Origin of the sequence: Marichromatium bheemlicum, assembly GCF_012276755.1 — a bacterium.
Taxonomy (GTDB): domain Bacteria; phylum Pseudomonadota; class Gammaproteobacteria; order Chromatiales; family Chromatiaceae; genus Marichromatium; species Marichromatium bheemlicum.
The window spans coordinates 58101-70945 of the sequence record NZ_JAAXKX010000006.1 but is presented as its reverse complement, the minus strand read 5'-3'; the positions used below and the strand labels follow the sequence as shown (position 1 = coordinate 70945).

The following is a 12845-nucleotide window of genomic DNA, read 5'->3' as shown; positions in this document are numbered from 1 at the left end:
TCGATCAGGGCAGTAGGGTCGAGCCCGGTAGCAGGGTCTCGAACAGCTCCACCACCTCCAGGTTGATCGCCTCGGGCATGCTGTCGAGCGCCGAGTCGACCAGTCCGAGGGCCCGCGCCTGCTCATGCAGCAGGGCCGGGTCCGGGGCGCGCTGTTCGAGCAGACAGTCGCGCAACTCGCGGCTGATGGAGGCCGCTGCGCCGAGGATGGCGGCATCGCGTGTCCGTTCGGCGGTGCTGGCCTGTTCCGGGTGGAGACGGCAGGCGATCGGCTCGCGGATCGACTCGGGGAAGTGCCAGTGCTTGAGCAGGGTGGCGCTGACGGCGTCGGCATCGAAGCCGAACTCGGCGTGCTCGGCCGCAGTCAGTGCCATGCCGGTGGTGTCGACCCGCTCGAGTACCCGCAGATAGCGCTCGGGACAACGCGCGAAGAATACCAATTGGCCCAGCCCGTGTAGCAGCCCGATGATGAACAGCCGTTCGCCGTTGTGTTGGCCGCTGCGTTGGGCGAGATAGCGGGCGGCGATCGCGCAGGCGACGGAACGGAGCCAGAAGCGTTCCATGTTGACCCGTTCCGGTGGCAGGCCCTCGAACATCTCCACCGCGCAAGTGGCGAACACCAGGTCGCGCAGTGCGCGGTAGCCGATCAGCCCGATTGCTTGCCCGACCGTCTCGATCGCTTGTACCTGGGCGCGCCCGGCGCTGTTGACTAGGCGTAGCAGCCGTGCCGAGAGCGCGGGATCGCAGCGTAGCACCTCGGCGAGATCGGCAGGGGTGGTCTCGGGATCGTTGATCAACTGGTTGAGGCGCAGTGCGACCTCGGGCATCGAGAACAGGGTGTCGATATCGCGGACCAGGGTATCAGGATGCATGTGACTCGGCTCCGGCGGCGGTGACGGATGCGCGCCACCGGCGCGGCGCCGGGTGCGCGTGCACTGCTCTGGCCCCAGGTCCTGCACAGCCCGGGGCGAGCGCTGTCGTTGCCTCGGGTGCGTGGTGGAGCCGTCGGCCCAAACATACTGGATGCGCCGGGGCTGTGGTAGGGGCGGTGGTCGGTGTCAGCCGCCGGCGAGGCGGCGGTAGAGCGCGAGATACTGGTCCATGATCACCGCGCGCCCGAACTCGCGCTCGACCCGCTCGCGCCCGCGCGCCACCAGCGCAGCGCGCAGCGTCTCGTCGCCGAGGGTCTCGCGGATGCCGGTGGCGAGCGCCGCGGCGTCGGCGCAGGGCACGCACCAGGCGTCCTCGCCGTGACGGGTCAGCTCGCGCGCGCCGCGGAACTCGGCGGTGACCAGCGGGCGCCCCCAGCTCCAGGCCTCGAGGATGACATTGCCCAGGGTCTCGGCCTCGAGCGAGGGGAAGACCACCAGATCGGCCAGTTGCAGATAGGGTCGGGGATCGCGCTGCCAGCCGGCCCAGACGATGCGTTGCTCCTCGCCGAGCTGGCGCGCCTGGGCGTGCAGCGGTTCGGCCAGCGGGCCGTCGCCGACCATCACCAGACGCAGTGGTCGTCCGGCGATGCGCTCGGGCAGTGCCGCGAGCGCTGCGAGCAGATGGGCCTGCCCCTTGACCGGGACGAAGCGCCCGAGCGTGACCAGCACCCAGGCGTCATCGGGGATGGCGTGACGCGTGCGCAGCGCCGCGACCGTGTCGGGTGCGACCGGCACCGCCGGATCGGCGAAGTTGTAGATGTGATGGACGCGGTCGGCGGGCAGCCCCTGGCGCACCATCCAGTCGCACAGCCCGCGGGTGTTGCCGATCCAGCCGTGGGCGTGGCGATAGGGCGAGAGCTTGTAGTAGCCGCCGAGCCGGGCGAGATGGATGGGGCCGCCGCGCGACGAGAGTCGCGTCAGCCGGGTGGCGCGTCCCATGTAGGTCTGCACGATCTCGGGACGGCGCTGCGCGATCAGCCGCGAGACGGCACGGCGCGAATAGGGGTCCCAGGTGGTGAGGAAGGGCAGGCGGTGACAGGCCAGGGCGCCGAGCGGGTGGCCGTCGAGCGCGCTGTCGCGGCGAATCGCCAGCTCGGCCGGCGCACCGCGCTCGGCGAGCGCCTCGGCGAAGCGGATGAACCAACGCTCGGCGCCACCGAGCGCCTTGCTGGCGACGATCTGCAGACTACTGGGGTCGGACATGCGGAATTCCTGGGGTCGAATCGGCTCGGACCGCGAGCGCAAGGCAAGGATTGAACCGCGAAAGATTGAACCGCGAAAGGTTGAACCGCAAAGGCGCGAAGGACGCGAAGGGATCGAAAGAGCGCCTTTGCTCGGTGTTCAGCACGTCTTCATGCCTGATCGCGGTCTTTGCGGGGCGGTGGTTGTTCGGTAAAGACGCCGAGCCCAGCGGCGATCCCGCCGCGTGCTCGTCGTCTCCTCTCAGCCTTCATGGCCTGCGGCACTGGCGACTGGCGACTGGAGGCTGGGGGCCGGTCGCTGTCGGCGCTCGCGCCTGCCCCTGAGCCTTGCCGTGACGCTTGATCCAGGCGCCGAGTCCATGAAGCCGCGCATCCCTTTGCGCACTTCGCGCCTTTGCGGTTGTCATCTTTGCGGTTGTCATCTTCACGGTCGCCGGGCTTTTCGGGCACGTTTGATACAGGCGCGAAGTGCACAAAGACGCTCATTCCTTTGTGTTCTTCGCGTCTTGGCGGTTGTGATTCCTCGCGCGCTCGGCGAGCAGTTCGCGGTAGACGGCGAGGTTGCCCTCGACCATGCCGTCGATGGAGAAGTCGCGGCGCATCAGCGCCTGACCGCCGGCGCCGAGCGCACGGCGACGCGCCGGGTCGGCGAGCAGGGCGCTGATCGCCGTAGCCAGCGCCTCGGCGTCGCCCGGCTCGACCAGCACCCCGTTCTCGCCGTCGCGCACCGCCTCGGGGATGCCGCCGGCGCGGCTGGCGACGATCGGCACCCCGGCGCTGGCCGCCTGCAGGAGTGACACCCCCAACCCCTCCATCAGCGCCGGGTGCACCACCAGGTCGAGACAGGGGAGGATCTCGGCGAGGTCGTCGCGGAAGCCGCACAGATGGACCCGGCCCTGCAGCCCCAGCGCGTCGATACGCTCGGCCAGCGCCGCCGCCTCCGGTCCCTGACCGAAGCAACAGAGGTGCAGCCGGGGGTGGCGCGCGATCAGCGCGGGCAGGGTCTTGAGCAGGATCGCGTGGCCCTTGCGTCGGATCAGCTGGGCGATCACCCCGACCATCAGCGCGTCGGCGGGCAACCCGAGCCGCGCGGTGATCAGCGCCCGCGCGCAGGGTCCGGCGTAGGGCGCGGGGTCGATCGCGCTGCGCACCACGCGCAGCTTGTCGGTGGCCAGCCCCTCGTCGCGCAGCACCCGGGCGATGCCCTCGGAGATGGCCACCACGCGGTCGTGCAGCCGGTACTTGAGCGCCACCAGCCAGCGCGGCTCGGGGTTGTCGACGCGACGGGTATGGATCACCGGTACCCCGCGCAGCCGCGCGGCGATGCCGCCCATGACGTCGGCGCCGATGCGGCTGTGCAGGTGCACCAGATCGGGCCGGGCGTGGGCGATCAAGCGCGCCAGCCGCGCGGCCATCAGCAGGTCGGCGTCGCCGTGCATCGGCATGTCGTGGACCTCGGCCACCGGGGCCGCGGCCCGGGCTAGGTCGCAGCCGCGCGGACAGGCGAGCAGGTTGTGATGACCGCGCGCGTGCAGCCCGTGCAGCAGGTGCAGCACCTGGAAGGCGCCGCCGTAGAGATGCCGCCCGCCCTCGACGTGGAGGATGCGCAATGTCCGCTCAGGGTTCGGCTCAGTCATCGGCGAGCAGCTCGCGAGCGGCCTCGACCACCGCCTCGACGGTGATCTCGCGCATGCAGTCGAAGCGTCCCTCACAGCTCGGGTGGCGCTTGCACGGCGAGCAGGGGCGCGGGTGATAGAGCACCCGGGCGTTGTCGCGGGTGGTGTCGAGATAGGGACAGGTCGAGCCGAACAGCAGCAGGCTCGGGGTGTTCATGGCGATGCCGATGTGGCCGAGTCCGGTGTCGACCGCCACCGCGAGCGCCGCGCGGTCGATCAGTGCGGCGGCCTCGGTGAGGCTGGTGGCGCCGGCGAGATCGAGCAGCGGTGTCTTGCAGCGCGCGACGATCCGTGCCGCGGCCTCACGGTCGCCGGGGCCGCCGAGCAGTACCGGGGTGAGCCCCAGCTCCTGGTGCAGCCGTTCGGCGAGGTCCGCCCAGCGCGACTCGATCCAGTGCTTCTGTGGTCGGGTGGTGAAGGGGCTGAGTGCGACCAGCCGCGCCCCGGCCCCGGCCGGCGCGACCAGCTCGGCGACGCGCGCGCGCTCGGCCTCGCCGTGGTGTACCGCCATCACGAAGGGCTCGACGGCGAGATCGAGGGTCCGGGCCAGGTGCAGGTACTCGGAGCCGATGCGCTTGTACGGCCCGTCGCGCGCCACGGTGCGGGTCATCAGCCACTGGCTGCCCTCGCGCGAGCCCAGACCGATGCGCTCGGGCGCGCCGCTGAACCAGGTCAGCAGCCCGCTCTTGAGTAGCCCTTGGAGGTCGATGGCGCGGTCGAAGCGGCGCGCGCGCAACTCGGCGCGCATCGTGCGTAGCTCGCGCGCGAGCGTACCCAAGCGCCGTTCGCGCGCGAGCCTGCGCCAGCGGTTGATCGGGCAGGGGATCACCTCGTCGAGGTCGGGGTGCTGGGCGAGCAGCGGCGCGCACTCGGGCTGGACCAGCCAGGCGATGTGGGCACGTGGATGGCTGCGGCGCAGCGCCGCGATCAGCGGCGAGGCGAAGACCACGTCGCCGATGGCCGAGAGGCGCACCAGCAAGATGCGCGGGGCGTTGGGATCGGGGCTTGGAGACATGTCGGTTGATCGGGTTCGGCGCAACGATGGTGTCCGGCCGGGGCGACCGGCGGGGTTGCTGATGGCCGTTATGATCCCAGAAATCGCCGGGCGCCGCGCGGCTGTCCGGACCCCACCGGTTTTCGCCATAATGATGTCCATCCCGCCGGCCTCGCGTCGGCCCACCGCCAGCCCCCGGACCCCGAGCATGACCCCAGCGACCCCCAGCCAGCCGAGCCCCCGCCCCGTGTGTCTCTTCATCCCCAGCTTCGGCGACGGCGGGGTGGAGCGGATGATGGTCAACATCGCCCGCGGGATCGCCGGGCACGGCCATCCGGTCGACTTTGTGGTCAACGACGCTGGGGCGCCCTTCGTCGACACCCTGCCACCCGAGGTGCGGGTACATGTGCTCGCGGCGAGCGGGCTGCGTGCGCGCACCGGTTTCCTCGCCGAGCTGGTCGCGCGCACCCGCCCGGCGGCGGTGCTCACCGCCAAGACCCGCGACGACCGGGTCGCACTCGCGGTCAAGCGTCGGCTCGGCGGCGACACCCGCTATGTGCTGCGTCCCGGCACCGCGATGAGCGAGCGCTGGCGCGCCCGCGGCAAGGGCTGGCTGTGGCGTTGGCGCGAGACGCGCCGGTTGCGTGCGCTCTATCATCGCGCCGACGCGGTGGTGGCGGTCTCCGACGGCGTGGCCGAGGACATCGTCGCCATCACCGGCATCCCGCGCGAGCGGGTGCGGGTGATCCGCAACCCCAACATCACCCCGGAGCTGGCGGGGCTGGCCGCGGCCGAGGTCGATCACCCGTGGTTCCTGCCCGGCGCCGAGCCGGTGATCATGGGGGTCGGTGGGCTGCGCACCCAGAAGGACTTCGAGACCCTGATCCGGGCCTTCGCCCGGGTGCGCGAGGCTCGTCCCTGTCGATTGCTGATCCTCGGCGAGGGGCGCCAGCGCGAGCGTTTGTTGCGTCTGGCCGCCGAGCTGGGGGTGGCGGAGGCGGTGGCGCTGCCCGGGTTCGAGTCCAACCCCTATCGCTTCCTCGCCCGCGCCGCGCTGTTCGCGCTGTCCTCGCGTTGGGAGGGTTCGCCCAACGTGCTCACCGAGGCGCTCGCCCTCGGCACCCCGGTGGTCGCCACCGACTGTCGCAGCGGCCCGCGCGAGATCACCCGTGGCGGCGAGTACGGCCCACTGGTCGCCGTCGGCGACGTCGCGGCCCTGGCTGCGGCGATCGGGCGCACCCTCGACCGCCCGCTGCCCGCCGAGCGGTTGCGCGAGGCGGTCGCCGAGTACCGGCTGGAGACCAGCGCCGGGCGCTACCTGGAGGTCTTCGGGCTGCGCTGAGGCGGGCTCAGTCCGTCGCTCCTCGCCAGTCGCGACCGCTGCCGACGCCGGACTCGGCATCGGCGCGCGCCGCTGTCGCGCTGGTGCCGCGACCGTGGTGGCCGCAGTGCTCGCACTCGAGCAGATGGAAGCGCTCGGCGAGCCGATAGTGGGCGAGGTGGGGCTGGCCGCACTGCGGACAGGTCTCGGTGCCGATCCGGCTGCGTGCCTTGTGCGCCTGCTCGGCGTCGCGGATGAGCTGGTGCAGCGCCGCCTTGGAGCGACGACAGGCCTGGGCCTTGGGGCCCTGGCTGAGTTGTTCGAGGATCAGCGACTCCGGGGTCGCGCAGCCGCGGATGCCGTAATCAGCGGGGGCAGGGTGGTGCGTCTGCGGGGTGTCGTCGCGTGGTTCCTTGGGGGGCGTCATGGTGGCTCCTGGCGGGTCGATGTGGGGTGGATGATCGGGGTGCGCGCGCTCGCTGGCAAGTCGCGACCGCTCGTCCCGTCGGTGTGTTCCGGCGCTCGGTCGTGCCGTTGCTGTGCTTAACTGTCCGGACATCGATGGTGTTCCGACCGCAACCGCAGGAGCCCGAGTATGAGCAAGCGCATCACGACCGTCGTCGCGGCCTGTCTGGCCGCCGGCATCGGCCTGCCCCAGGGCGGTGAGGCCTGTACCCGCACCCTCTATGTCGGCGACGACGAGACGGTGATCACCGGGCGCAACATGGACTGGATGCAGTCGATGGAGACCGCGCTCTGGGTGTTCCCGCGCGGCATGGCGCGCGATGGCCGGGCCGGGCCGGACTCGCCGAGCTGGGTGTCGAAGTACGGCAGCCTGGTGGTCTCGTCCTACGATTTGGCGAGCAGTGACGGCATGAACGAGAAGGGGCTGGTGGCCAACTTGCTCTATCTGGCCGAGTCCGACTACGGCGAGGACGCCGCGTTGCCGCCGCTCTCGATCGCGCTCTGGGCGCAGTACGTGCTCGATAACTATGCCACCGTCGCCGAGGCGGTGCAGGGGCTGACCGAGCAGCCGCTGCGGGTGGTCGCCAAGGATCTGCCCAACGGCAAGCCCGCCGCGCTCCATCTCTCGCTCTCCGACCCCAGTGGCGATTCGGCGATCCTCGAGTACCTCGACGGCGAGCTGGTTGTCCATCACGGCCCCGAGTACCGGGTGATGACCAACTCGCCGCCCTATGCCGAGCAGTTGGCGATCGATACCTATTGGCAGGGGGTCGGTGGTATGGCCTTCCTGCCCGGCACGGTGCGCGCCGCTGATCGCTATGCGCGCGCCTCCTTCCTGCTCGATGCGGTGCCCAAGGCACTCGACAACGACTATCTCGACGCCGTGCCCAATCGTACCTATGCCAACCAGGCCGTCGCCCAGGTGCTCTCGGTGCAGCGCGCCGTCTCGGTGCCGTTGGGCATCAGCGTCGCGCAGCAGCCCAACCTCGCCTCGACCCTGTGGTCGGTGGCCGCCGACCAGAAAAATCGGGTCTATTACTTCTCCTCGGCGACCACGCCCAACACCTTCTGGGTCGCGCTCGACGATCTCGACTTCTCGCCCGGGGCAGAGGTCAAGACCCTGCCGGTCGATGGCGGCTATGTCTATGCCGGCAACGCCGCCGCGCGCTTCACCGTCGCCGAGCCCTTCACCTTCATGGACGCCTCCGGCAGCGACTGAGCCGGTGCGCCGGGGCCGAGCGTGCCCCGGCGTGCGCCCTCAGTGGGTGAAGTTGGGCGCGGGCGGCGCCGGGTCGTGCGCGCGCACCCCCTCGAAGTGGGCGACGGCCTTGGCGAGATCGGCGAGCAGCTGTTCGGCGAGGTCGGTGCTGAAGCCCTCGCGTACCACCACGCGCAGCACCGCGACCGACTCGGCGTGCTCGGGCATGGTGTAGGCGGGTATCTGCCAGCCGCTCTCGCGCAGCTTGTGGGAGATGTCGAAGACGCTGTAGTCGGTGATCTCGTCGCGCAGCTTGAAGGCGAACACCGGGATGGTGCTGGCGTCGCTGACCAGTTCGAAGGGGCCGAGGTCGGCGACGCCGTGCGCCAGGGCCGTGGCCACCTCGCGCAGCGCCGTCATCACCTGGGTGTAGCCGGCGCGCCCCAGGCGCAGGAAGTTGTAGTACTGGCCCACCACCTGGTTGCCGGGGCGGGAGAAGTTGAGGGTGAAGGTCGGCATGTCGCCGCCGAGATAGTTGACCCGGAAGATCAGCGCCTCGGGTAGGTCCTCATGGCCGCGCCACACCACCCAACCGACGCCGGGGTAGACCAGGCCGTACTTGTGTCCGGAGACATTGATCGATTTGACCAGCGGCAGGCGGAAGTCCCACACCAGCTCGGGGTCGAGGAAAGGGGCGACGAAGCCGCCGCTGGCGGCGTCGACGTGCATCGGGATCTCCCAGCCGGTGGTGGCGTTCTGCGCCGCCAGCGCAGCATGGATGGCCTCGATCGGCTCGTACTCCCCGGTGAAGGTGGTGCCGAGGATGGCGACCACGCCGATGGTGCGGGCGTTGGTGCGAGCGATCACCTCCTCCGGGGTGATGACATAGCGCCCCTTCTCCATCGGGATGTAGTGTGGCTCGACGTCCCAGTAACGGCAGAACTTCTCCCACACCACCTGGACGTTGGCACCGAGGATCAGGTTGGGGCGATGGGTGTCCTCGCCGCGGGCGCGGCGTCGTGCCCGCCAGCGCCACTTCAGCGCCATCCCGGCGAGCATCACCGCCTCGCTCGAACCGATCGCCGAGGCGCCGACCCCTTGCTCGGGGGCGTGGAAGAGATCGGAGACGATGTTGACGCAACGCGCCTCGATCTCGGCGGTGCGCGGGTATTCGTCCTTGTCGATCAGGTTCTTGTCGAAGCACTCGGCCATCAGCCGGTCGGCCTGGGGCTCCATCCAGGTGGTGACGAAGGTGGCCAGATTGAGTCGGGCGTTGCCGTCGAGCATCAGCTCGTCGTGGATCAGGTCATGAGCCGTCTCGGGGGCCATCTCGTGCTCCGGCAGGCGGTATCGCGGCACCGCCTCCAGCATGCGTCGCCGCGCATAGGCCGGTGCGAGCAGTGCGTCGCGCTCCTCCGGGCTGATCGACTCGATCTTTCGCGTCACCATCGGCAATCCCTCCATCGCGACCGCCCCGGGGTTCGGGGCGCTAGGCCAAGCGTAGTCAATGGTGCGCGGGTCGACCGTCGGTGTGCGTCCGGATCGGGCAAAGGGGCCGCAGTCGACTGAATCCGTTGTGGAAAGTTTGCCTTCCGCCGCCGCCCCGGCCATACTGCCGCCGCCCCTGAGTTGCAGCGTGGCGTCAGCGACGCTCAGCGTTGCACGTCACCCTCTTCCAACCTCGAAACGAGTCCATCCGCCGTGCCCATCGAGCTATTCTGGCTGCTCCTGCCGTGGAGCCTCGCGTTCATCTTTCTCGGTCGGTTGCGCGCCTGCCCGCCGCTGACGCGCCCGGTCGGTGGGGTCAAGGTGTCGGTGATCATCCCGGCGCGCAACGAGCAGTCGCGGTTGCCGCCGCTGCTCGCCTCGCTGCGTGAACAGGACCACGACGACTACGAGGTCATCGTCGTCGACGACAACTCCACCGACGCGACCGCGGCGCTGGCACGTGCCGCCGGGGCGAGGACCTTGAGTCTCGGCGAGTTGCCGCACGGCTGGCTCGGCAAGCCGCATGCCTGCTGGGTCGGGGCGCAGGCGGCGAGCGGCGACCTGCTGGTCTTCCTTGACGCTGACACCGAACTCGAACCCGCCGGACTGCGGCGCATCGCCGCCACCCATGCCGCGCGTGGCGGGCTGGTCTCGGTGCAGCCCTATCACCGCATGGTCGCGGCCTACGAGCGGCTGTCGTCGATCTTCTTCGTCATCATGATGGCGAGCATCCGCTCCTTCACCCTGGCCGGCGACGCGCTGCGCGCCAACGGCAGCTTCGGCCCCTGCATGGTGTGCTCGCGCGCGGACTACTTCCGCACCGGCGGGCATCGTCTGGTGCGCGCCGAGATCGTCGACGACGTAGCGCTGGCGCGCGAGATGGCGCGACGCGGTGTGCCGACCTCGAACTTCATCGGCACCGGCACCATCGCCTTTCGCATGTACCCCGACGGGGTGCGCGATCTTGCTGACGGTTGGACCAAGAACCTCGCGCGCGGGGCGATGACCACCGGCCCGCTGATGCTGCTGATGACCACCTATTGGATCTATGGCGCGGTGGCCGCCGTCGACGCCTCGCTGGGCTGGGCGAGCCAGGGGCTGTCGGCCTGGGTGGTCGCGGGGCTGATCGCCTACGCCGCCTATGTCGCGCAGCTGTGGTGGCTGTTGCGCCGGCTCGGCAACTTCGGGCTGGCCACCGCGCTCACCTATCCGGTCTCACTGGCCTTCTTCGTCGCGGTCTTCTTCCGCTCGCTCTACCGCACCCTGGTGTGCAACAGCGTGCGCTGGAAGGGGCGCTCGATCGCGGTGCGCACGCCGGGCTAGGAGCGCGATCGCGCGCAGCAGCCGCGCGCGGTTGTAGCGTTGCACCAGGATGCAGGGGGCGTTGACCAGTGCGCCGTAGACCAGCATCACCACGCCGACCGGCCAGGGGGTCCAGGCGAAGAAGCTCAACGCCATCGCCCAGGTCAGCCAGTGCGAGACCTCGGCGCGCGTGGTCTCGCGCACGAAGCGGTGTAGATAGGCAAGATCCTGACCTCGCAGGTTGCGCTTGGAGAAGCCGCCGGCATAGAAGGCCCCGGCCTCGGGCAGATGATCCTTCCACGCCTGGATGCCGAGCCGCTGATAGAGCCGACCGTCCCGCTCCCAGCGATAGCTACGACCGAGCAGCGGCAGCCCGGCGAGCAGGCGCTCGGGCAGGCGGTGCGCCAGATAGCCCGCGGCGAAGTGGATCGACAGCCAGGTTAGGGCATAGAGCGCGACGGTCGTCAGCACGGCAGAGGAGTCTCGGAATGATGTGGAGGGGCGGCATCTTAGGGAGGCTGCGCCGTCGAGACCAGTCTTGAACAAAGGGGCTGTAGCCCCCACAACAGCGATCTGTTCTGGTTTCTTCCTGGTTCGGTGATGTCGGCCTCATCGTTCGCTTGACTCACCGATCCCTGTCTTTCATTCCATGAGGGGTCGAACATGAAGGGTCGCATCCTCTTCCTGACCATCATCGGCGGGCTGTGGGTATTGCCGGCCACCGCCGACTGGACCGATGCGCGCTGCGAGATCTACCCCAAGGGGGAGGATCATGCCGAGCAGACGCTCCCCTGCACCTTCAGCCAGCGCCAGGGCTATGTGACCATCACCCGCGAGGACGGCGTGGTGCACGAGCTGGCGCCGAGCGGTGAGGCGGTGGGCAACTTCCGCGATCAGGCGGGCCGCCCGGTCTATCGCCAGAGCGGGCTCGGCGATCAGGGGCTGATCTTCCGTTTCCCCGACGAGAGCCTGTATGTCTACTGGGATCGCGGCCCGACGGCGGCCGCCGCGGACAACCCGACCTGGCCCTTCTCCACCGCCGATTACGACGCCACCACGCTGCTGCGCTGTCGCGCCCTCACCGCCGAGGCGTTCGGCCAATGCCCGGCCGGCATCCTGCGTATGGACGACGGCCAGGCCTCGATCGTGGTGCAGAGTCCCGCCGGTGAGCAGTTCACCATCAACTTCATGACCGGCTACGTCAACGCCACCAACCGTAGCGCCGAGGCCTCGCGCGATGGCGATACCTGGACCGTCGTCATCGACGGCCAGGAGGTCTATGAGGTGCCACTCGCCGCGATCGAGGGAGGCTGAGGCGATGAGATATCCGACCATTCTGCTGATCGCGCTACTGTGCGGCGCCAGTCCCCTGGCGCTGGCCGAGTCCTCGCCCCTGGCGGGGACGACCTGGGCGCTGGTCGAGATCCAGTCGATGGACGATCAGGTCTATGTCCCCGAGGAGGGCGCTGAGTACAGTCTCGAGCTGCGCGATGACGGCATGGTGGCCATTCGCGCCGATTGCCAGCTCGGCACCGGCACCTGGGCGTCGGACGCGCCCGGTCAGCTGCGCTTCGGCGCCATCGCGACGACCCGGGCGCTGTGCCCGCCAGGCTCCCTGTCCGAGCGCTATCTGGCGCAGTTCCAATGGGTGCGGAGCTATGTCATCGAGGACGAACACCTCTTCCTCGCCACCATGGCCGACGGCTCCATTATCGAGCTGGCGCCGGTCGCGACCTCGGTGCCGGTCGCGACCCTCTTCGGCGAGGCGCTGCGCGACGTCGATGCCACGCAGCTCCAGGAGATCATCCTCGGGCGCCTGTTCGAGCACTATGCCGACGAGCAGGGCATCGTTGCCGAGCCCGACGAGATCGCCGCCCTGCTCGAACGGCTGCGCGCCGGTCGGGCGGCTGCGGGACTGGACGCCGAGACCGCGTTGAGTCCGGAGGAGCGTGAACAACTGGCGGTCATGCAGCGCGACATGGCCCGCGCCCTGATCCGTCACTGGAAGATCAACCGTGCACTCCACCAAGAGTACGGCGGGCGCATCATCTATCAACAGCTCGGCCCGGAACCGCTCGATGCCTATCGCGCCTTCCTCGACGCACAACAGGCCGCAGGCGCCTTCAGTATCCACGACCCCGCTCTGTCAGAGGCGTTCTGGCGCTACTTCACCGATGAGTCGATCCACGACTTCATGGCCCCGGGCAGCGACGACGAGACGCAGGCGTTCGCCGTCCCGCCCTGGGAGCGTTGATCCGGTGTGCGCTG

General features: G+C 69.7%; 12 protein-coding genes. 5 read left to right on the top strand and 7 right to left on the bottom strand.

Features of this window, described 5'->3' with window-relative positions; all coding sequences use genetic code 11:
• Window positions 1–4: 4 nt before the first annotated feature.
• The 4 genes from HF203_RS06255 to waaF form a co-directional block, all read right to left on the bottom strand.
• Complete coding sequence (locus HF203_RS06255; protein WP_168667734.1) at window positions 5–871, bottom strand: HDOD domain-containing protein; 867 nt, start codon at window positions 869–871, stop codon at window positions 5–7.
• A gap of 186 nt (window positions 872–1057) precedes the next feature.
• Window positions 1058–2134: a glycosyltransferase gene (locus HF203_RS06250; RefSeq protein WP_168667732.1), complete on the bottom strand. Its 1077-nt coding sequence runs from the start codon at window positions 2132–2134 to the stop codon at window positions 1058–1060.
• A 481-nt stretch (window positions 2135–2615) separates the two neighbouring features.
• A complete protein-coding gene (locus HF203_RS06245; protein WP_168667886.1) occupies window positions 2616–3743 on the bottom strand; it encodes a glycosyltransferase in 1128 nt (375 codons plus the stop codon).
• 19 nt (window positions 3744–3762) lie between these two features.
• Window positions 3763–4824: a lipopolysaccharide heptosyltransferase II gene (gene waaF / locus HF203_RS06240; protein ID WP_168667730.1), complete on the bottom strand. Its 1062-nt coding sequence runs from the start codon at window positions 4822–4824 to the stop codon at window positions 3763–3765.
• Between the two features lie 187 nt (window positions 4825–5011).
• Between waaF and HF203_RS06235 the strand changes: the two genes are divergently transcribed.
• Window positions 5012–6145 carry a glycosyltransferase gene (locus HF203_RS06235; RefSeq protein WP_168667727.1) on the top strand — a complete coding sequence of 378 codons (1134 nt, stop codon included), beginning with the start codon at window positions 5012–5014 and terminating at the stop codon, window positions 6143–6145.
• Window positions 6146–6152: 7 nt separating this feature from the next.
• Here HF203_RS06235 and HF203_RS06230 read toward each other — a convergent pair whose 3' ends face one another.
• Window positions 6153–6551 carry a hypothetical protein gene (locus HF203_RS06230; RefSeq protein WP_168667725.1) on the bottom strand — a complete coding sequence of 133 codons (399 nt, stop codon included), beginning with the start codon at window positions 6549–6551 and terminating at the stop codon, window positions 6153–6155.
• Window positions 6552–6719: 168 nt separating this feature from the next.
• On the opposite strand from HF203_RS06230, the gene HF203_RS06225 reads away from it, so the two are divergent.
• Window positions 6720–7808: a linear amide C-N hydrolase gene (locus HF203_RS06225; protein ID WP_168667723.1), complete on the top strand. Its 1089-nt coding sequence runs from the start codon at window positions 6720–6722 to the stop codon at window positions 7806–7808.
• Window positions 7809–7847: 39 nt separating this feature from the next.
• Here HF203_RS06225 and gad read toward each other — a convergent pair whose 3' ends face one another.
• The gene (gad, locus tag HF203_RS06220; protein ID WP_168667721.1) at window positions 7848–9236 is read right to left on the bottom strand and encodes a glutamate decarboxylase; all 1389 of its coding nucleotides are present in this window, start codon (window positions 9234–9236) and stop codon (window positions 7848–7850) included.
• Window positions 9237–9488: 252 nt separating this feature from the next.
• Between gad and HF203_RS06215 the strand changes: the two genes are divergently transcribed.
• Window positions 9489–10598, top strand: coding sequence for a glycosyltransferase (locus HF203_RS06215; RefSeq protein WP_168667719.1), 1110 nt, complete (start codon window positions 9489–9491; stop codon window positions 10596–10598).
• Here the strand turns inward: HF203_RS06215 and HF203_RS06210 are convergent.
• On the bottom strand, window positions 10491–11048 hold the full coding sequence (locus HF203_RS06210; protein ID WP_210424663.1) for a glycosyl-4,4'-diaponeurosporenoate acyltransferase CrtO family protein: 558 nt from the start codon (window positions 11046–11048) through the stop codon (window positions 10491–10493). The genes HF203_RS06215 and HF203_RS06210 overlap by 108 nt on opposite strands.
• Window positions 11049–11240: 192 nt before the next feature.
• On the opposite strand from HF203_RS06210, the gene HF203_RS06205 reads away from it, so the two are divergent.
• On the top strand, window positions 11241–11891 hold the full coding sequence (locus HF203_RS06205) for a hypothetical protein (protein WP_168667717.1): 651 nt from the start codon (window positions 11241–11243) through the stop codon (window positions 11889–11891).
• A gap of 4 nt (window positions 11892–11895) precedes the next feature.
• Entirely contained in the window at window positions 11896–12831 is a 936-nt protein-coding gene (locus HF203_RS06200) for an META domain-containing protein (protein WP_168667716.1), read from the top strand.
• Window positions 12832–12845: the final 14 nt, after the last annotated feature.

What these genes read in the sequence shown, in the direction of transcription:
- gad (WP_168667721.1), bottom strand. Translation starts at nt 9,236, where the DNA reads ATGGTGACGCGAAAGATCGAGTCGATCAGCCCGGAGGAGCGCGACGCA.
- HF203_RS06255 (WP_168667734.1), bottom strand. Translation starts at nt 871, where the DNA reads ATGCATCCTGATACCCTGGTCCGCGATATCGACACCCTGTTCTCGATG.
- HF203_RS06205 (WP_168667717.1), top strand. Translation starts at nt 11,241, where the DNA reads ATGAAGGGTCGCATCCTCTTCCTGACCATCATCGGCGGGCTGTGGGTA.
- HF203_RS06225 (WP_168667723.1), top strand. Translation starts at nt 6,720, where the DNA reads ATGAGCAAGCGCATCACGACCGTCGTCGCGGCCTGTCTGGCCGCCGGC.
- HF203_RS06200 (WP_168667716.1), top strand. Translation starts at nt 11,896, where the DNA reads ATGAGATATCCGACCATTCTGCTGATCGCGCTACTGTGCGGCGCCAGT.
- HF203_RS06235 (WP_168667727.1), top strand. Translation starts at nt 5,012, where the DNA reads ATGACCCCAGCGACCCCCAGCCAGCCGAGCCCCCGCCCCGTGTGTCTC.
- HF203_RS06230 (WP_168667725.1), bottom strand. Translation starts at nt 6,551, where the DNA reads ATGACGCCCCCCAAGGAACCACGCGACGACACCCCGCAGACGCACCAC.
- HF203_RS06250 (WP_168667732.1), bottom strand. Translation starts at nt 2,134, where the DNA reads ATGTCCGACCCCAGTAGTCTGCAGATCGTCGCCAGCAAGGCGCTCGGT.
- waaF (WP_168667730.1), bottom strand. Translation starts at nt 4,824, where the DNA reads ATGTCTCCAAGCCCCGATCCCAACGCCCCGCGCATCTTGCTGGTGCGC.